Here is a 20,608-nt window from a genome sequence, read left to right on the forward strand (position 1 = left end):
TCTATCCCGAATCTGTAACTAATCCTCAATACAATAAGTCGGCATACATATTTTTGTGTCTTTTTACGCATCTGTTGAGAGAGAATTTCGATTTCACTCGTTTACGAGCAGCTTCACTTCGGTTTTTAGCTTCGTTGGGTTTTCTAAGCACCTCACTCATAGCTTCAGAAAAGGAAACTGGATCTCTGGGTGGAACTAACCACCCGTGTTCCCCATCAATGATTTCTTCCGGTATTCCTCCAACCTTTGTCGCGACTATGGGAAGTTCCATAGCCATAGCTTCGAGTATAGCTATAGGACATGCTTCCTTAACTGAAGGGAATACGAACATATCAAGTGAATTTAGGAACTGAGGGATATCAGTAGTATATCCAATGAATTCTACTATTCCATCTAAACCCAAGTTATTTCTAAGACTCAAAAGTTCACCATAATAAGGCTTGCGTGAGTCTAAGACCGAGCCGGCGATATGGACTTCTATATTGGAAAATTCATTTAGAAGATATGGTAGTGATTGAAGTAGATACTTATGGCCCTTTACTGGATTAATATTCCCTACAGTCCCAATTGTTATGGTATCGCTTTCAGTATCTACGATTTCGATTGCTTCAGTATTATCAGATTCTAGACTATTTGGATCAAACTTGCTTATATCTACTGGAGGATAGATGGTCCGAGAATCAACTGATTCATTAAAGAAATGTTCATGGACCGCATCTGCCGCAACTGATATATCGTCAGCTAGTAGCTGAGCAGCACGCCCGGCGAGGCGGTTTAAAGGCCATGGAGTTCCAGTATCATTGAAAAACCAAGCTAATGGAACATCTGTTTTCGATGAAGCTATAGCTGATTGGAAGTTGAGAGTCATGCTAGCATGAACGATATCAATATTCTCTTCTCTAATGATACGCCCGATCCGCTTCGTTCCCGGGATAAAATCTAATATGTATTTTGAGTTTCCTTTTATATCACTAATAGGATTAAGCTGTTGGAACCCTGGTCTACAAACATCAAAACCATTGTCTCTAGCTAACTCTGCAAAATCCCCAGTACCATTAGGAAGAAGAAACACCGTCTGAACACCTATTTCTCTTAATTCAATCGCCACTTCCAGTGCTCTAAGCTGTGGGCCACCAATCCGTGGATCTACGAGAGAGTTTAGCACCCGCATTTAGATTCAATATTTGGTATCGTTACTTAATTGTATCGCTAAGTAGGCTTGCCGTCTCTGAATCATATATTTATTTATCTTCTTGGTAGTTTGTCCCTAATTGCTCTTTTTAGACCAATTATTATATTCCACATTAGCTCTATAATTTTAAACGAGGAATATATATTTGATTTTCGTAAGTATTCATACCCCTTATTATAATTGGAGTTTCTAAAATAGGCTATTGCGACTCTGAGATAGTGCCGGCCATGCACATCAAACCCATCACTTTCTATTACATCTATATCATCCGAAAATTTATCTAAATATAGGAGAGCGGACTCTTCAACTATTTCGGGCTGTATTTCAGACGAACCATATTTTGTAACAAGCTTTTCATCAACAAAGCCTAATGATCCCTCTTTTAAAATTCGATTCCTGAATTCCCAATCTTGGTGTCGGGAAAATCGTTCATCAAACCCACCCAATTTATTAACAAGTGCGCTTTTAATAAGTAGAGTTGAACAACCTCCGGTTGAAAAATTCCTCATCAGGAGTGAATCTCGAAGTAATTCGACTCCTCCTTCCTTTCCAGAAAGTGAATTTTTACCAAATATGGACTCAACAATTTTTCTTATCCGAGGATATTTTCTCTCATATATCCTATCTATATCACAATATACTGCATTATACTGAGCTTTTTCAATATAATCTATCTGCTTTTTTAATTTTTCTGAGTGCCACCTGTCATCTGCATCTAAGAATGAAATATAGTCACCAGATGCTATTGATATACCTGTATTTCGAGCATTGCTCCCCCCTCTATTTTTATTGTGCTCAAAATAATTTACTCTAGTATCATCTATCGAATTTACTTTTTTATATGTGTCATCCGTTGAACAATCATTTACTACAATTATCTCTAGATTTGTGTATGACTGGGTTAGAACACTTTGTATTGCTCTTACTATTGTATCTTCATTATTATATGTGGGGATAACAACACTAACTTTCGGCATATTATGCTGGCACATTATTCAATTGCTTGTATTTAACGGAGAATCGCTCAGTTTCACATACCATAATCAAGAATCTCAAACGCTCTATAGTGGTATATCGTTGCGCTATAAGAGTCTCACGAATTGTATTCTTGAATGGAAATCTTTGGCCTGCTTCTGTATAGTTCTTATCATGGCTTAAGTCATAGAGCTCCTACCACAAAGAGATCTATTACGATACATTGCGGGATGACCACTGCATCAATTTTGCGACGAGGCCACTCGCAGGTAATAGTGGTATCGTATTTTCGGCGCATTCGTTATTATCATTAGAATTTCACTTTCTTATTCTCTAATCAACATAGAATTTTAAACTGGCTCGATCATATATTTAATTACTATCATATTGTTTGGCATTATACCCATAGTGATTATAGAGTCCATACAGCAGATTCAATCATACGAGAAACCGATGCTTCATAATTCTTAGATAGGATCTTTCGACAGTGTATCGTTGTATGGTCTATAAGAAGTAGAATTGTAAGAAATTAGGGGATTCTTCATCCGTACTGGAGGGTATGATAAGGTCAGCTATCTTATCGACAACCCTAAGGTACACCGAACCCTCCTACAAATTCAGGATATACGCGCCCTGGCTGTTGTTTAGTGGGATTTTGAAAACCAATGTTTGGGATTAGTAAAAAGAGATTTAGTACGCAAGGGATTCTAAAAATGGGTTTAATTTTATCCTATCTTTCCTGTGCTATTATGGTGGCCCAGCTTCGAGGGCTTCTTTCCGGTTCCATCATGATTCCTACCCTCGGATTTGTATTCTATCCTGTACTCCGATTTAAACAAATGCGGTCAACTATTATATATGATTCTTTATATCTCATTGCTGTGTTTGCAAGTCTTGGAGGGGTACTAGCCTATCCTTCCGTGATGCCAGTTGGATTTGGCGACGTACATACCCATCAGGCCATAATTGAACAGCAGTACTCAGATGGACATATTTTCCCTGAAAACCCGGCACCATCATTTAATTTCATAGGCTATTATGTTTTTACCATTTTACTTATAAAATTACTTAACTCGTCCCTCGCTATGGTCGCAAAATTTTCTCCAGTTATTCTACTTATGCTTACTGTATTACTTTTTTATTGGACTATATCTAGAAAGTACCTTTCTCCAAGAGTGGGGGTTCTTGGAGCACTACTATTTGGACTCCAATACGGAGTGTATCGGTTCTCAATTGAGTACCGCACCCTTAATCTGGCACTCCCACTTGCTGTACTAATATTCGCCCTGGTGTTTTCGTATTCAAACCCACAGCACAATCTAAACTATATTTTTAATATGGTGTATGTACGCCAGAGGATTTTGGGGATAATTCTAATTGCTGCATTCACTACGGTTCACTTTACATCGGTGTTCCTAATGGCGATCATGATATTTTTGATAGCAGCTGTCTCTGCGTCTTATAAAGACAAGTCCAACGCCCTCTTCTATTCTATCTTATTAGTATTAATACTCTTTGTATATTTAGCTTATATAGGGGGTGGTTTCGATCGAACTATTTCCACGATTTTCACAGGTTCAATCGTACCACTCTTTTTTGCGGAGGATGCTGTCGCCAGCAACAATCCTGATCGTGCTATTGGTGCCGGGACAGTGCTGGTAACCTGGTTGGTTCGAACAGGATTTCTCCTAGCATCAGTAGCCTTGGGATGTAAGTGGCTTTTCGGTGAACGTGACCCGGATACTGCAAAATTATTTGTTTGTACGAGTGTATTCGGTTTCCTTGCACTCCTTCCGATGCTCGGAGTCGATATTATTCTGAATCCAGGTAGGTTATTGACATTCTTCGCGATACCTTACGCCTTAATATACGCATCGGGTGTTGAAACTGTGTATAAGGATACAGGATCTTGGAAGAGAGCGGTGAGCTCAGCTGGTATCCTCTTGCTCTGTTGTCTAGTGGTTTTAAGTGTGCTATCACCGCTCCCTAGTGTCTTAATTGGGGACACTAGCTATATCCAAGATTCTTACGGTGAAGGGGAAGAAAACTACCAGTTGAATGAACAAAATGAGGATGCAAAGATTTTTGCTCTAAATAGACTTCAAGGTAATAGCACCATTGGGTCTAATGTTCCACGCATATACTACACGTTGTGGATAGGTACAAATAACCCAAGATATCTCATTACCATGAAGCAATGCGAAGATAATATATATTCAAATGGGAAAATAAATATATGTGTTAAATAAAAAATCTTAAATATATATGGTTTAGATAAATAAATTACTGCCTGATAGGTCCACTCAGGTCAATCTTGATACAATGCGAAGAGTGGTATGACGTGGAGTGATTATAGTTCGTCAAGATATTTGAAAATACGATATTTATCTGGCGATTATCTTTGATATTCGGCATTGGATATGAAGCTACCAAAACAATTATTTATTGAACTGAACTGCTGTTACTGGACTATGTAGTTACATTACTTTCCCATCTTTTATATCTATCCCTGGTCTATTCCCCGATAATGGTTAAGATTGGGGTTCTCACTTTCCATAACAATGAAAATCGAGGCGCAATTCTCCAAGCATACTGCCTATGTAATCTTCTCGGAGACATTTTTGATGCGAAAGCAGAAGTAATTGAATATAGGACCGAAGCAAAGGAGCGAGCAAGAAAAATTAACCTCATACTCTCAAAGAGACCACTGAGATTACCCCATAAATATAGAGATCGTAGAATTGTAGAAAATTTTATTGAATCAAACATCCCGAATAGCCAGCGAAGTTTAACTACTAATGATCACGATGCTGCGGTATCATGGCTTCGTGACCAAGAATACGACATTTTAGTGACCGGGAGTGATGAAATCTGGAAAATACGTAATCGATCGCGAAATAGTATTGGTATGGAGTTAAAAAATAGCCTGGTTAAGAGAATTTCACCGACACGACCCTTCCCAAATTTGTACTTCTTAGATCCATCACTTTCCGCTACCAAAGTAGCATACGCCGCGTCAGGGAACACAACTAATCTAACAGAGTTATCGGATAATCAAATCAATACACTCAGACGACATCTCCGGACCTATGACGCCATCAGTGTTCGGGACCGCCACACGAAACAGTTAGTTGAGGAGCTAGGATTTGGAGATGTCTCCCAGGTTCCTGATCCGACTCTTATGATCGAAATCCCTCAAAAAGATGCTGCCACCATACTTCATCAGCTGGGTATAGATACAAAACAGCAAATTCTTGGGTTCCATGCTCCTGATACCCCACTACTACAAGAAATATGTGATATATATCGCGACAAAGGTTACCAGATTGTTGCTCTCAGATCTTCAAGTTTTGCGGATGTTGAACTTGAAGGGGTGGTTGATCCGTTTGAATACTATGGGATGTATGGTCTCTTTGATATGGTGGTCACTAGTAGTCTCCATTCAACAATTTTTAGTATTAAACACGGTACACCATTCGTGACTATTAACGAGAGTGAAATATATCGAACTCTTGAAAGTAAAACGTTCTCGCTACTGAACGACTTTTCTTTACTTGAGAGACATATCCACGCAGTTGACGGGGACATTTCGAAGTTCTATGAGAAACAGAACTATTTAGAGGAGAAGCCTGACGTCGAACATATTTCTAATCGGATTACTAAACTGAAGGAGAAGGGGTATGAATTCCTTGAGGAGGTGAAAAATCTTCATGAAACAAACAACCGATGACCTTTCAAACTACACTTGGCTGAAAATTGGTGGTCCAGCTAAGGTTGCAATTCCAGAGAGCAAAGAAGAGTTCGTGGGATTGCTTCAAGAGTGTCAAGAGACGAACACGCCGTTTCGAATTCTGGGTAATGGTTCTAATATTCTCGTTAGTGACGAAGGGATTGATGAGCTAGTCATTAAAAGCACTAATGCCTGTACTGAACTTAAATTTGAGGGGAATTGTGTTAATGTCGGTTCATCCGTAATGGTGCCACAATTTATCTCTGCATGCATCAACAACGATTTAGGAGGATATGAGTACCTTTATTCGGTCCCCGGAACAGTCGGGGGGGCAATATACATGAACGCCGGACGTGGCAAGGGCCATAACCAAACAATCTCGGATCACTTATCCTCAGTCGAATTTTATTCGGAGGGTGGGGTTAGGGAGGTGCCTGTCGAGGACCTTGAATTCGAGCATAGGTACTCGATATTTCACGAACATGACAATTGGGTTATCCTCTCAGCTACATTCCAATTACCAAGCCAACCCCGTCATGAAGGAAAGAAGTTAGCGAGGGAGCGGATGGAGAAGGTAAGTCAACGAGAGCGGACGAAGCCAAATGCAGGGTCAGTATTTAAATCTGGTGTCAGATTCCCGTTTCATAAGATTCCTCCCAGAGGGCTCTCTGTCGGTGATGCCAGGTTCGTCTCTGGGAACAGGATCTGCCATAATGGCGATGCGACTTTCGACGATGTAAAGCAACTGATTTCTAGAGCCAAGTGGGTTAACCGATTAATTCCACCATTTAAGGAACCTGAAGTCGAATGGGAGATTTGGGAGTAGTGTCCACTCTACTCCAAAAATGAGTAGCCGAAAAGTTGTAGGGTTTATCTCCGTACTGGGAGGAAAATTCGGTTCACTTCTCCTGGGAGTATTTATTAACCCCCTTATAGTTCGTATCTTGGGTAGCGAAAACTACGGTGATTACGCATTCGTTCTCTCGTTATTTGCGATTTCTACAACCTTTGTCCATGCTGGAATGTCCGCAGGAATACGAAAGTACGTTGCTGAGGACCGATCCGAAAGTTATTGGGAGGAACAGGTTTTCGCTTTTTACAGTCGTCTTGGCGTTGCCCTGGCATTCCTCGGCGCGACCGTTCTGGTTGTATTCGGCCTTATCGGACCCGTGGAACGATTGTTCGGAGACAATTTTTCGCTATATTTTGTTCTCCTAGCTTTAATGGTTGTGACAAACCAGCTCTTCTATATCTCTCGGTTCACCTTGATAGGATTACACTTGGAGAGAAAATCTGAACCACTCCAGGTACTTAAACAGGCTCTTTTTGGTACTATCGGTATTTCTCTGGCATACGCAGGATTCAACGTAGCCGGTGTACTTCTCGGAACTGCGATTGCATCCCTTATCTGTGCGCTTGCAGCAGCTTGGATATTACATAAGTATATCAATCTGAAAGTTGTGTTTCACTCAGCCCCCAACCATTTTCCTAAATCCGACCTTCTCCGTTTCAACCTCTATAATACCATCTTTATCTTACTGACAATTTCTCTCTACAATATTGATTTGCTCCTTCTTCAGCCGATATCCGGCAGCCATCAAACGGGGCTCTACAAATCTGCTCTTATTATCTCCCAGTTCATCTGGATGGTCCCTCAAGCGGTTCAGATTGTTTTCATTCACTCTTCTTCTGAGATGTGGTCGAAGGAAGAGTTTGACGAGATCACGGATATGGTGAGTCAAGCTACGCGATACACGCTTCTCTTCACGTTGCTAATAATCATCGGGATTGCAGCTCTAGCATCTGACTTCATCTACTACTACTTTGGTAGTGAATTTGTTGATGCAGTCACCCCACTCTTACTCCTGCTACCAGGCGTCCTGGGTTTTGCTATTGCTCGACCCATCTACGCAGTTGGACAAGGAAAAGGTGAACTCCGAGTGCTTATACTGGCTACAGGTACTGCGGCGATAATAAACCTTGTACTGAATCTCTTGTTAATTCCTCGCTATGGGATGAATGGAGCGGCTGTTGCGACGAGTATTGGATACGGCTCAATGCTCGTCTTCCATGGCTTTGCAGCGAGGATAATAGGATACAATCCTTTTGCAGATCTTCGTTCTCTGAAGATTTTCTTCACTGCATTAGTGACTGCCATCGTTGTGTTTGGACTCTCAGCTACAATCCAAAATAGTATATTATCACTCTTAATCGTCCCAATAATTGGGTTCTTTATTTATACAATTATTGCGGTTAGAGTTGGAGCAATCGACACAATTGAGCTTCTTCAAGTAACCGATCAACTTCCCGATCCAATAGCACGCTACTCTACAAAATTAATTCAGAAAATTGAACCGAAGTGACGGTCCATAGGAAATACTTGAGAGAACGTAAAATTCAGTTTGCTCGTCTGATTGTATATGGACTGTTCAGGGGCGCGGTGGGAAATCACTCCGTTGGGAAACTCTCCTCGTTGACGACGTGTATCCACACCCTGCCCGACATATCATAACAATGACACAAAACTGAACACTCGTAGGGGATATCTTCGACATGAGAGATACCGACATTCACATCAATCACCTCCTTACTCCCCCTTGATCCAGCCCAAAGCTGGACCGGTAGAGACCTCTCAAATCGGTGATGCCATCTCAAGTGTACTTAGGAGGCTAATTACCGTACTTGGAGTAATGGTTGGGTTTGCTATTGTTATCCGTACGGCCTCCGCGACTATCGAAACTGGCGACCCGACGTACTCCGTTTCAATCTGGATAATCGTTACACCAATCTCATCTTCATCGATTAGTAGATACGACTACTTCCACGACTACAATGCCATTGGTGGGCAGCGGACGGTGGAGGTCGACGACACGTGGGCAAATTCCAGTTCAGTTCTTGATTAGAAGGACTCCTGCGACTGTGCTAAGGTGTGAATCTCTAAACCCCCTTCCTTGCTAATGCCCACTTCATGTAAAAAATCTTTGGCTAATGGCCATTGGACCTCGTTTGCGAGATCCCACATATGGCACCACAGATGAACGTGTTCAGCATATACGGCAACAGCCAAAGCAGTCGATAAATATCTTCTATGAATCTCCTTCCTGATCACTGTAGGATTACTTGTTTACTGGGATGGAATTCGTTTTGACCGGCTTCGAGGAGAATCGAGGTAAGCGATGGACCAGTGGAACAATACGCGAGCAAGACCCCATCTTCCCACTCGGGTTCTGCAATCGCAGGTTTTCAAGTCAGGTTCCATATGAAGCGTTCTACAAGACGACCATCTTCTGGATAATTATCGATCGCCACTCGATCCCTTTGAGGGACCGTTAGAACAGATATCTCGTTTTCCCGAAGCACACCAAGAGGGGTTGATCTGTGCTGAGGGGCGACGAGTGACGTCGGGACTTGATAACCATTCTATTCCTGAAGTTGCCTCGACTTTTTAGTTCCCAATCTATGACTTCACCCGACATCTTCTACATTGGAATGTGAAAACTGGTATGCGCAGATTTTGTGATTAGCATTCTGTTCTGCAACCATTTCCACTAAATCTGGAGCATAATATGGTCGATGAGTCAATCCCTTTCGGCGATGGCGTTGAAGCGGTCGGTCTCGACACACTCGCCCGTGCAGGGGTTATCGTAGCCGACCGTCGTCTCGGTCGTCCGCGATAGGTCACGGACCGCCTCTGCGAAAGTCATCACCGTCTCGACTTTCTAGCGAGTTCGACACCACTCGGGGAGTCACTGGTTCATCTTGCTTCAACGCCTGTGAACACTGTCATCGTTCAAAGCCTTCAATCGAGTCCTGGGGGACAGCGTCCAGATTCAGGCTGAAGCTCGACTAGAGGATACAATTATTGAAAACTCGATCATCTCCCTAAGGGAGCTATTACAGGCTGTGAGGTTCGCCGTTCCATTATCGACGAGGACACAGAAGTTGAGTTATTGAATCTGTCAGAGGCTATCATCGGGGCGCACACCCGACTGAACGGCAAAAATCACTAGGCCTTACCAACATTTTCAATCATTCCGATTCCAGGAAGGCTCCCAAACGCTCTTTTCTGATTTCTAGAGAACGAAGAGTAGCACGCTCTTTTGGTTCAGAAATCCTTGAGTATCCTAAAATCTGCAGATGCAACACTCCGTCTGGTTCAAAAAAAAGAGAGGTTCCAAATGTATATGAGTCTGTCACCTCTGAGGATAATTGATGTTCGAACAGCGGGAGATACTTATTACTGGGGGCGCAGGTTTCATCGGTAGTCATCTTGCAACAGCTTTTAAAGAGGATAATCGCGTCACCATTCTCGACAATTCAATCACACCGAATCAGTTTATACCAGACGATGTAGAAGTAATCGAGTCTGACGTCCGTGACGCTGAAACTGTTGATGCAGCTGTCGAAGCTACCGACGTGGTTTTTCACCAAGCAGCGCTCGTGAGCGTCTCTGGATCCATTCAAAACCCAAAACAAAGTCACAGTATCAATGCTACTGGGACACTCAATATACTAGAGGCAGCTCGGAAGTATGACTCACGGGTCGTGGTCGCCTCTAGCGCGGCCGTCTATGGTCAGCCTGACGTGACACCGATTCCGGAGAGCCATCCACTCGAACCGGCATCACCCTACGGCCTCAATAAGCTGACCTCTGACCATTACGCTCGACTCTACAACGATTTATACGGACTCGAAACAGTCGCGCTTCGATATTTCAACGTCTATGGAACCGGTCAGAAGGGTGGCGACTATACAGGTGTAATCGAGGTCTTCCTTGAACAAGCTCAAGACGGTGGACCAATCACAGTACACGGAGATGGACAACAGACTCGTGATTTCGTCCACGTGCACGACGTAGTAGACGCAAATAGGCTAGCCGCCGAGACTGACGCGGTGGGAAAAGCATTCAATATCGGTACTGGAAGTGCCATCACCATCCGTGATCTTGCCGAGCTGATCAAGAACACAGGGGATAGCAGCGCCGAGATCGTTCACAAGGATCCACGTGAAGGTGATATCAGGCATAGCTGTGCTGATATCTCGCTCGCTCGCAAACAACTGGGCTATAGTCCAGAAAGATCCATCGAGGAGGAGTTAGGTACGTTTCTATAGAAACGCTCTCAATTGCTACCCGAGAAGTCACCACTGATGGACGCTTCTCCATTCCTCGTACTACGATGTCGATAGCAGACGGTTACAGTTCGCACAATAGTGGAGGTCCCGGTTAGCGATAGTCGTCTCGATACTCAGCCCAGTGTCGCTACTGATTGTCCGGCAGTTCGCACAGGTATCTTCGTCTCGCCGTTCTCGCCGTCGCTGCTTCGCATCCTCGAGGTGGGCCATCATCGCCTCGACAGCGTCTGATTCGTCGGATATCGATAATTGCGCTTGCGAAGACGACCGTTCAACAGTCGTCGCTAAATCCCGTGAGTCCTCTCGTTCAACGCGTCGTACCCACGAGTCGATAGCGCGGATATCGACCTCGATCTCGACCGGATTGTCGTCCGCAACGACCTCCATCACCTCGCCCCTCACGATACAGACGTCTCCGGGAAGTAGCTTCGACCCATCTGATGAACTGAACGACTTGATTCGGACCCCATCAGCGAAATTCATGACGAATACCGCTTCACTGTTCCCCACCCCCTCAATCAGCATCTCGCCGACCATCCCTGGTTCCGTCACCCATCCTCACGCTCGCATAAGGCCACGTTTCTCGTACTCTAAATAAACCTTCGTTCGGTAACGTCGGAGGACACAATCGGTCCTCTTGGCTCGAATTAGATTGAGTCGCTGAAAGCGTATATGAAGAACCAGTTATGCTGGAAAGACTTGAACGCACAATCCAGTCAGAAAGTCATCGAAGAACTTTCTGACGCTTTCCAGTCGTGGTTCGATTTGCGACAGAATGACCCAGAGGCGAATCCATCCGGCTACCGCAAACACGGTGACACCCGACCGCGTTCCACGGTGACGTTCAAAGCAGACGGGCTCAAACACGACCGCGAGAACAACCGCGTCCGGCTCAGCAAAGGCTCGAACCTTAAAGAATCGCGGCCGGACTTCATCCTCTGTGATTACCAAACCCACCCGGACGTTGACCTCACCGAGGTCAACAAGGTGCAGAACGTTCGTGCGGTTTGGAACGGTGACGAGTGGGAACTGCACTTTGTCTGCAAAGTCGAACTCGAAACCAACGACTCAGCAGGCGGCGAAGTGGCAGGCATCGATCTCGGTATCAAGAACCTCGCCACGGTCGCGTTCCCCGACCAATGCGTTCGGTACCCCGGCAACTCGCTCAAGCAGGACAAGCACTACTTCACCCAAGCCGAGTACGACAAGGAAGGCGAGAACAGCCCCTCTGAGAAGTCGATGTGGGCACGTCGAAAACACGCAGACCGTGTAACCAACTTCTACCACGTTCTCACGGACACCGTCATCACCGAGTGTGTCGAACGCGGTGTTAGCACGCTCGCGGTGAGTTGGCCTGAAGACGTGCGAGAATCTGATTGGGGCAAGACCGACAACAAGAAGTTGCACTCGTGGGCGTTCGACCGTCTATATCAGTACCTCGAATACAAAGGAGAGACCCACGGTGTTGAGGTGCTGAAAGAGAACGAGTGGAACACCTCGAAGACGTGTTCGGGGTGTGGTGACGACACGAAGTCGAACCGTGTCGGACGTGGCCTGTACGTCTGCTCGTCGTGCGAGTTGGTCGGGAACGCGGATTGTAACGGGGCGGAGAATATGAGGCAGAAGATAACTCCGAGTCCTCACGGCGAGGATAGGAGTAACGGCTGTGTGGCACAGCCATCGGTACACCGGTTCGACCGCGAGAGCGGGATGTTTCGCACGAGAGAACAGGTCGTGTCGTAGACCGGCAAATATCCCAACCTGCGGTACGGTAAGCCCCGACGTTTACAGTGGGGAGGATGTCACGCGTTCATCGCTGTCGACTCCGCCGGTGAGGTACTCATCTATCGCGGCGTTCCCCTGGCCGTGGCCGTCTGGCTTGACGCCAGCCCGCTCATCGCAGTCGTGCTCGGGACGCTGCTGTGGGCGAGCCTCCACCCGATTCATAAAATCCCGGATACCGTCCTCACCGGAGCGCTGTACGCGTGGCTGTGCCTGAGCGGGGCAGGACACCTTGCGATCGTCATCCACGTCGGCACCAACGTGGTCGGACACAGTCTCTGCCGAGCCAACTCCTGGGCGGATCACGGCCGCTATCCACACCACTCAGAGACGGATGCGTGAACCGAGTGCGATGCCCCCGCGAACCTCTGCTGGGTTCACTCCCACGGGACGGTAGTCGCTCGTGGAGCCACAAACTGAGCTATCGACTCAACATCAACACACCGCAGAGTCTCCGGTGGAAGGCCGATAACCCGCGCGGGAACGCCGCCATTCTGTGGGTAACGGTTGATCTCGTAGACAGAGGGCGGTCCTGTATCGTCCGAGTGTCGCGTGAAGCACTGAAGCGGTTCAACGATATCATCCCGCCGATGCCCGCGTTCGTGCCCTTGATAGGCGAGCGGACGAACCGGCATTACGAGATCAGCATCGAGGCGCCAGAAGCGATCGACGTGTTCGTCCTCGGCGAATACGATCCGGACGACGGGGAAGCGCTGACGGAGTACCTGGACGGTGAGTTCTCGTACGTCCCCGAGTATTCGGCGAGGGGGACGCGGTCACACTCGGCGTTCGTCTTCGTCCCCGTCCGCTGATTGAGATAATAACCAATTACTAACCAACCAGGTCGTAACATGGCTGATTGTCGCTGCACAATTAGGTGGGTGATAACCAAAGGAGTGGCAGAGTTCTCATATTATAGACGGTGGCCATCGAATGATGGAGATTAAGGACAGAATGAAAAACGTAGGTGGGTACGTCGGCCCGGTCATAGATGTCCATCACGGAGCCCCGATTCTACGCTCTCAAGGGGAGGAGAGATAATGGATTCACCTGAACAATCAACATCACAAACGCGTGAATCCAGCTCGTCGCTGACCGACGGGTCCGAGTCGGAGCAACGACTCGGACCCGAAGAGCATCGGTCGAACCCAGCATCTGTGGATACCAGTCGGGAGTTTCAGACCGACGACCGAATCATCGTTGGGATCCCGACGTACAACGAGGAGGTCGCTATCGGCAGCGTCGTCCTCAACAGCCAGCAGTACGCCGACGAGGTGATCGTCGTCGACGACGGGAGCACCGATCAGACGGTCGAGATCGCCACTCAGGCTGGTGCAACGGTCATCAAGCATCCCGAGAACAAAGGGAAGGGTGGCGCAATCAAGACGCTGTTGAGCCACGCCCAGAATCGTGACCTCGACGCACTGGTCCTGCTCGACGGCGATGGCCAACACGTGCCTCGAGATATCCCCGACGTCGTCGAACCGATTCTCCAGAAGGAGTGCGATTTCACGATCGGGAGTCGGTACCTCGATGAGGAGACGACTGAGACGCCGCTACACCGCCGGATCGGCCAGCGTGTGCTCGACTATCTGACCCTGGGGTCGTCAGGGCAGAACCTCACTGACACCCAGAGTGGCTTCCGTGCGTTCTCACCGGGAGCGGTAGCTAAAATGAACCTCCGGACTGATGGAATGGGCGTCGAAAGCGAGATGATCGGGGAGGCCACAGCGAACAATCTCGACATCAAAGAGGTTCCCATCGACGTCCGATACGACAACATCGACGGACAGACGTATAGCTCGATGCAACACGGCTTGACCGTTGCGGCCTTCATTACACAACTTATCCGTGATCGGCACCCGATGTTGTTCTTCGGGGTGCCCGCGCTCCTCATGCTGATCGCTGGAGGTGGGGTAATGACGCACAGCGCGTGGTTGTACCAGGCCACAGGCCAATTTCACCAGTGGCGCGTCATCATCAGTGGGTTCACCATCCTGGTCGGGACGATCTGTCTCTTCTGTGGGCTCGTTCTAAGCCAAGTTCAGCATATGATTCGAGGCCACCTGAACTAGAGAAGATGGATCAGCAAGAATCACATCTCGCCTTCGTCTTGGGAACGCGACCCGATGAGTGGAAAGATGCTGGTGTGACCGTTCGACGGATATAGACAATGAGTGATACGCGTCCAACCGCTTGGCTGGATCTCGTCAGTCCGTCCCACCCGTTCTTCTTCTCGGCATTACTCGATGAGCTGCCGGGTCTCGATGTAAAGACGACAGTGCGGAAGAAGACTGAAACCGTAGACTTGGCTGAAACCGAGGGGTTCGATTTTGAGATCGTCGGCCGGGATTTCAACAATACCCTGTTGCGGAAAGTCGGGATCCCCCTCAGGACCGCTCAGTTGAGCGTGCAGGCACCTGCAGCGGACATCTCATTGTCGTCTCGCAACGCGATGTGCATTCTCGCATCGAAGGTTCGAGGAATTCCGTCGATTCACTTCACCGATAACGATATCACAGCCCACGTAGATGGCCTCACGGTCGAAGAACTCTACAATCGATTCGAGGCCCAAGCGACTCACAACGTTGTCCCCGCAGCGTTTCAAACCGAGGAACTGACAAAATGGGGCGCGGATCCATCCCAGATTCACACCTACCAGGGGTACAAAGAGGACGTCTACGTGGCCAACTTCGAACCCGACCCGGATTTCACGTCCAAGTTACCGTTCGAGGACTTCGTCGTTATTCGGCCGGAAGCACTCGATGCGGCGTATGTAGATGCTGAATCGTCGCTCGTCCCTCGATTACTCGAGGGATTCGTGGCTGAAGGAATGAACGTCGTGTACCTGCCACGCGGTCGAGGAGATATCGAGTACGCCGACGGCTACAGCCGAACGCAAGTTTTCACCCCGAATCAAGCGTTAGATGGCCTGCAACTGGCATGGCACTCTCGTGGGATATTGACCGGGTCAGGCACCATGGCACGTGAAGCCGCTTGCATGGAGAAGCCCGCGGTTTCATTCTTCCCGAGTTCGCTGCTATCGGTCGACCAGGAGATGGTCGAGAACGATATGATCTTCCATTCTCGCGACCCCCAGGCCATCGTCGAATTCATCATGTCGACGTCAGAGGAAGAACGGACACCAGATACGTCCAGATCGAACGAAGTATTCGACGACGTAGTGCAGATCGTCGATAGGCTGATCGAGTCGGAGACGGGGATGGAGTTCGAATGAAGGTTCTCAATCTGATCAACGCTCGGAAACCGTTCCTGATGGAACAGATCCGAGCCGTAGAAGCGACCGGCGTCGAGTGTGACACGATTTGCGTCCCAGGGGACTTCTATGCGGACGATTCGGACTTTACCAGTCGATCGGTGTGGGATTACGTGAAGTTCTATCCGATGGTCCTCTCCCAGGTTTCGTCGGAGTATGACGTGATCCACGCACACTACGGACTCACAGCGCCGTTCGCACTCGCACAACCCCATCGTCCAGTTGTCCTCTCACTCTGGGGGCGAGACCTATTCGGCCCCGCCTCTGGCGTGACCAAGGTATGCGCTCGGCTGTGTGACGAGGTCATCGTGCGAAGCGAGGAGATGAAGAACGAACTCGGGAGAGACGCCCACATCGTCGAACGCGGGGTCGATATAGAGAAGTTCAAACCACAAGATCAAGAGGAGGCTCAGAAAGAGGTTGGGTGGGAGAAAGATAGTAAACATGTGCTCTTCCCCTACTCACCGAAACGGGAGAAGAAGAATTATCCGCTTGCTGAGGACGTGGTTCACTCAGTCGATGAAAATCGTGACGAGGGTGTCGTCTTGCACGCTGTCCACAACCAGCCTCACGAGAAGATACCAGCCTACATGAATGCAGCTGATGTCTTGCTTATGACCTCTCGACCGAAAAGCGAAGGATCACCAAATACTGTCAAAGAGGCCCTTGCGTGTAACCTCCCGGTTGTGTCCACACCAGTTGGAGATGTCAACGAGCTTCTCGATGGTGTCTCGAACTCGTTCGTTTGTCAATCGGAGGAGGAACTCTCTCGAAGGACACTCGAGATACTGGAACGTGGGGAGCGATCGAACGGTGCGGAAAAGGTTGCAACGCTCACCTGGGATAATACGTCCAACCAACTATTGTCTATTTACGAGAGTGCCATTATTTCATGAAGGCCATGATTCCAAGACTATCTTCTGAATTGACTAAGATACTGCCAATACTCAGAACCGTTATCTTTTCACGGAAGTTCTTAACCGGCCTATTGCTGATAGCCTCTCTAGCCGGTGCAGGCGTAGCGGTAATTCTTCCAAACGCGTACACCTATCTTGTACCACCGGCGCTGTTTTTCTCAGCAGTAATTTCATTTAAGCAAAGAGAAACACCAGAATGGCCCACTATAAATATCGATCCTCGCGTTCCACTACTGGTGTACTTCGTTACCGTATCCGGGATTGTCTATACGTATTATTCGTCTGGTGTTCTTGTCGGCCGTCCATGGAAGATCCACCTTGGACTAATGGTCCTGTATTTACTGACCATTCCTCTCATAACCTCCTCAGCCCCCCGTTGGGTTTCTATTTCGGCCATAGTTCTGGCAGCCAGCCTCCATCGGGGTCTCGGATACTATGCGTCAGCAACTCAATACGGGCTTGATGCCCTCTTCCACAACCGAGTCGTGGGCGAGATAGCAGCTCAGGGAACCATCTCCCCATTATCCGCCACAAGCTTGGCTGAAGGTAAATACTACTTCGCGCCTGTCTACTATGCGTTAACAGCTCAGGCAGAGATAGTGACCAGCGCCACGACCCGTGACGTCGTGTTTTTAATTGCGAGTCTCGGGAGCATTGTCACTATTATCCTTATTGTCTATTCACTTGCCACAACTATATTCGAAGAGGAAAATGGCCTGTATGCCGCGCTCTTGATCGCCTCAGCTGATTTCGCCCTCTACTGGTCGTTGTTGCCACAACCAAACCTCCTCGGCGCAGTCTTCTTCGCACTGATACTTTATTTCTATATCCGGTACTTGAAGGGACAGGAATTGATCTACCTCCTATTGCTCCTCGGGTTCATCGTCCTCCAGACAATCACTCACCAAGCATCGATTTTCATCACCTGTACCGGGCTCGCCGCACTCATATTACTCCAGACGATAGGGACCGAAAATATTGAAATCCCATACTATCTCTCTGGGTTCTTCGCGTTCCTGGTGTTGGTGGTTTCGTGGTTTGTAACCCGAACTGGAGAAGGTTCCCAGTCATTCTTAGAGAAAGTCATTGCGGCGCTCGTCGATGGCTTAACGAGCGCTGGTGGTCGGTCTAGTACATTCCCCCAATCGGAACGCTATGCAGTAGCAGGCGCCAACGCACTTCCGATAGATCATCTAGTGGGGCTCGCCATACTCCTATTCTTAGCTGTCCTCGGGATGTTGGCAGTACTTAGGTACGAATCCAGAGATAAACAGGTGATTGGAATGATGTTTGCAGGAGTGGTGGGTGTTTATTCCTTCTTCATCTTTAGCGGCCCCCTCATCTCGTTCTCAGTTGGATTACCTTTCCGCTGGTTCATATTCATGTACATCCCCGCAGTCATCCTGGCGGCATATGGACTGAAAACGCTCAGTGGCGAAGTTGCTGGACTGTCCAACGCGACGACCGCAATGCTCCTGATTTGTCTCCTCGCAGCACCTTATATCGTCTCCATGGGTGGGAGTAAATCAGGTGCGCCCGACAACCCGGTCCTAGGTGGGCCTGGCGCAGACCGACTGGGTACCACCACGCAAGAAGAGGCCAGCTACGAGTTCGTCACCCAGTATAACACGAACGGCGTCGTTGCGGATAAGTTTGCCCGACAACAACTCCAGCGTCATTACACCCATCCTGCGGAGAGCTACCAGGTGGATGCTCAGACGCATAATATTACGAATCCACCCGACACTCAATATTTATATCGAGATTACGATCGAACGGATAGAGGCCCGTTGCAAATCCACCATGATAACCGGTTGTGGGACGTCCGTGGACCGATTCCATATCCAGGGGGTTCACCGGTCTACTCAAATGGGAGAGTAGAGGTGATTGACGGGCAGAACAAAAGTAGTCAAGAACGGGCTGGAGATCCGCGACCATTCGCTCAGATACACCCATTAGTCATATTTTTGGTATGAGTGTTATTATTGAGCGCATCTTTGTCTCGTAGCGGGCGGGCAGCTTGCTTAGTATTGGATCTACTTCGTCTGGTGAGAAAACCCCGAGTGCAATCGTCCCGACACTATACAACGCAAACCCAACGATGGGAACAACAGCTAAGGATACTAATGGGGGAAGGAGCCAAGCCAGTCCAAAGATAGGTCCTGCAGAAAGAAGAGCGACTAGTATAATCCGAAGGAATCGAACGTCTGCAAAGAGGGAGTAGCCGAGCAATCGGGCTGCAAGAGCTTGGAATATGACGAGACTGCCGTATCCTATGGACGTTGCGATAGCGGCACCTGCCATGCCATAACGAGGTATCAGAAGGAGATTCAGACCGAGATTTATAGCGGCGCATGCTCCTGTTGCGAGGATAAGCGGGCGGAGTGATCGTTGAGCTTGATTGATCGCGAGCGACGGCCGGGCTGTTGCAAATCCGACGACCCCGGGGAGAAGTAGCAGTAACGGGAGTATTGATGGGCGAAACTCTTCGCCAAGGTATAGTGGCACGAAGGCGTCTGCAAGCGCTGCCACTCCCATCACCACTAAGACGGTGAACCCCAGGGAAAATCGAGTTGTTATGGTCGCTCTCTGCTGAATCAGGGTCAAATTCCCTTCGTCCCAGTGGTTCGACATCCGTTGAAGAAGAGCGAGCTGGAGTGACCCTGGGATGATCCACAATGTTTCAGCGATCATCAGTGATCCCTTGTAGTATCCGACGATCTGCTCTCGTTCGTATTGTTGGAGGATGAGAATATCGACGTGGTAGAGTGACATCAGGAGGCCAAAATAGAACATCGTACTGACCGTGTATCTGTAAATAGAATTCCTGGGAAGTTGGACCGAGCTAGTCGATAAAATAGCGCCGATATCTAGATATTTTGTTAACGCAAATAGGGCAAGTAGAGAGGCAACTGCGGTCGCTAAGATGTGGGCGATCATGACCCCAGCTACGTCATATCCGAGATAGGCGGCTGAGAGGGCAGTAGCAACGAACAGGAAGCGCTGGAATACTTTGATGGGTTCTGAGTAGGTCTCTAATTGTAACCCCATCAAGGTCCTGAGAAGGAAGTCAAATGACTGCCTGCTAATTGCATAAATAGCGAGTAGATAGAACAACGCCACGAATCCGGTTCCAAATACGCGTTCGACGATCCCTGTTACGGCTCCTGCCAGGAAGGAGAAGGAGATCAGTAGCGCTAAGGCTAGTGCGATTTGCCCGATCTTTCCGAAGACCGCTGTTTGCCATTCGAGGTCATCGTTCTCGGAGATGAACTTCCGGATAGCATCATTCGTTCCAGAGCCCATGACGAAGTTCGCAACTGCAAATACTGAGAGGATTACAGCATATCGGCCGTAGGAACTAGGCCCTAGAAACCGAACGAGCAAGGGCGTGAAAATCACCCCCGCCAGGAGGATCGCGATTCGGGCCCCTGCGATCGAGAGGAAGCCTGAAGCGAGTGACCGAGACACATTTGTGGGTGAACTAGAGATACTAAAACAATTACGTAGTTAAGCAGTGGCGCATAATCGACCGGAGGCCCGATCCGTTCGTCCACCACCGAAAATACGGGATTCACTCCAGACTCCGACCAGTTACCGCT

General features: G+C 48.0%; 17 protein-coding genes. 12 read left to right on the forward strand and 5 right to left on the reverse strand.

The annotated features are described in order from the left end of the window. Positions 1-25: 25 nt before the first annotated feature. On the reverse strand, positions 26-1,171 hold the full coding sequence (locus HWV07_RS06860; RefSeq protein WP_178333588.1) for a glycosyltransferase family 4 protein: 1,146 nt from the start codon (positions 1,169-1,171) through the stop codon (positions 26-28). Positions 1,172-1,245: 74 nt separating this feature from the next. Then, complete coding sequence (locus HWV07_RS06865; protein ID WP_178333589.1) at positions 1,246-2,169, reverse strand: glycosyltransferase family 2 protein; 924 nt, start codon at positions 2,167-2,169, stop codon at positions 1,246-1,248. 747 nt (positions 2,170-2,916) lie between these two features. Here HWV07_RS06865 and HWV07_RS06870 point away from each other — a divergent pair. The 4 genes from HWV07_RS06870 (at position 2,917) to HWV07_RS06885 (ending at position 8,260) form a co-directional block, all read left to right on the forward strand. Continuing rightward, positions 2,917-4,416, forward strand: a complete 1,500-nt coding sequence (locus HWV07_RS06870) for a hypothetical protein (RefSeq protein WP_178333590.1) — start codon at positions 2,917-2,919, stop codon at positions 4,414-4,416. 278 nt (positions 4,417-4,694) lie between these two features. Beyond that, positions 4,695-5,897 carry a polysaccharide pyruvyl transferase family protein gene (locus HWV07_RS06875; protein WP_178333591.1) on the forward strand — a complete coding sequence of 401 codons (1,203 nt, stop codon included), beginning with the start codon at positions 4,695-4,697 and terminating at the stop codon, positions 5,895-5,897. Continuing rightward, on the forward strand, positions 5,878-6,723 hold the full coding sequence (locus HWV07_RS06880; protein WP_178333592.1) for a UDP-N-acetylmuramate dehydrogenase: 846 nt from the start codon (positions 5,878-5,880) through the stop codon (positions 6,721-6,723). The genes HWV07_RS06875 and HWV07_RS06880 overlap by 20 nt, the downstream gene beginning before the upstream one ends. A 19-nt stretch (positions 6,724-6,742) precedes the next feature. After that, positions 6,743-8,260 (forward strand): oligosaccharide flippase family protein, encoded by a 1,518-nt coding sequence (locus HWV07_RS06885; protein WP_178333593.1) that lies wholly within the window; start codon positions 6,743-6,745, stop codon positions 8,258-8,260. Positions 8,261-9,475: 1,215 nt separating this feature from the next. Here HWV07_RS06885 and HWV07_RS19900 read toward each other — a convergent pair. Beyond that, positions 9,476-9,601 carry a hypothetical protein gene (locus HWV07_RS19900; protein ID WP_281362333.1) on the reverse strand — a complete coding sequence of 42 codons (126 nt, stop codon included), beginning with the start codon at positions 9,599-9,601 and terminating at the stop codon, positions 9,476-9,478. Between the two features lie 508 nt (positions 9,602-10,109). Here HWV07_RS19900 and HWV07_RS06890 point away from each other — a divergent pair. After that, complete coding sequence (locus HWV07_RS06890; RefSeq protein ID WP_178333594.1) at positions 10,110-11,009, forward strand: NAD-dependent epimerase/dehydratase family protein; 900 nt, start codon at positions 10,110-10,112, stop codon at positions 11,007-11,009. Between the two features lie 60 nt (positions 11,010-11,069). Here HWV07_RS06890 and HWV07_RS06895 read toward each other — a convergent pair whose 3' ends face one another. Beyond that, entirely contained in the window at positions 11,070-11,567 is a 498-nt protein-coding gene (locus HWV07_RS06895; RefSeq protein ID WP_178333595.1) for a hypothetical protein, read from the reverse strand. A 135-nt stretch (positions 11,568-11,702) separates the two neighbouring features. On the opposite strand from HWV07_RS06895, the gene HWV07_RS06900 reads away from it, so the two are divergent. From HWV07_RS06900 to HWV07_RS06930, 7 genes are all read left to right on the forward strand, one after another. Then, positions 11,703-12,773: an RNA-guided endonuclease InsQ/TnpB family protein gene (locus HWV07_RS06900; RefSeq protein ID WP_178333596.1), complete on the forward strand. Its 1,071-nt coding sequence runs from the start codon at positions 11,703-11,705 to the stop codon at positions 12,771-12,773. 123 nt (positions 12,774-12,896) lie between these two features. Continuing rightward, positions 12,897-13,154 (forward strand): hypothetical protein, encoded by a 258-nt coding sequence (locus tag HWV07_RS20075; protein WP_425487795.1) that lies wholly within the window; start codon positions 12,897-12,899, stop codon positions 13,152-13,154. Between the two features lie 248 nt (positions 13,155-13,402). After that, positions 13,403-13,624: a hypothetical protein gene (locus HWV07_RS06910; protein ID WP_178333597.1), complete on the forward strand. Its 222-nt coding sequence runs from the start codon at positions 13,403-13,405 to the stop codon at positions 13,622-13,624. Between the two features lie 228 nt (positions 13,625-13,852). Further along, complete coding sequence (locus HWV07_RS06915; protein ID WP_178333598.1) at positions 13,853-14,887, forward strand: glycosyltransferase family 2 protein; 1,035 nt, start codon at positions 13,853-13,855, stop codon at positions 14,885-14,887. Positions 14,888-14,985: 98 nt separating this feature from the next. Continuing rightward, positions 14,986-16,050: a DUF354 domain-containing protein gene (locus tag HWV07_RS06920; protein WP_178333599.1), complete on the forward strand. Its 1,065-nt coding sequence runs from the start codon at positions 14,986-14,988 to the stop codon at positions 16,048-16,050. After that, a complete protein-coding gene (locus HWV07_RS06925) occupies positions 16,047-16,985 on the forward strand; it encodes a glycosyltransferase (RefSeq protein ID WP_178333600.1) in 939 nt (312 codons plus the stop codon). The genes HWV07_RS06920 and HWV07_RS06925 overlap by 4 nt, the downstream gene beginning before the upstream one ends. Further along, the gene (locus HWV07_RS06930) at positions 16,982-18,982 is read left to right on the forward strand and encodes a glycosyltransferase family 39 protein (protein WP_178333601.1); all 2,001 of its coding nucleotides are present in this window, start codon (positions 16,982-16,984) and stop codon (positions 18,980-18,982) included. The genes HWV07_RS06925 and HWV07_RS06930 overlap by 4 nt, the downstream gene beginning before the upstream one ends. On the opposite strand, the gene HWV07_RS06935 is transcribed toward HWV07_RS06930, so the two are convergent. Further along, entirely contained in the window at positions 18,966-20,477 is a 1,512-nt protein-coding gene (locus HWV07_RS06935; protein WP_178333602.1) for a lipopolysaccharide biosynthesis protein, read from the reverse strand. The two genes, HWV07_RS06930 and HWV07_RS06935, sit on opposite strands and share 17 nt — an antisense overlap. Positions 20,478-20,608: the final 131 nt, after the last annotated feature.

Source organism: Natronomonas salina (assembly GCF_013391105.1).
GTDB classification, from domain to species: domain Archaea; phylum Halobacteriota; class Halobacteria; order Halobacteriales; family Haloarculaceae; genus Natronomonas; species Natronomonas salina.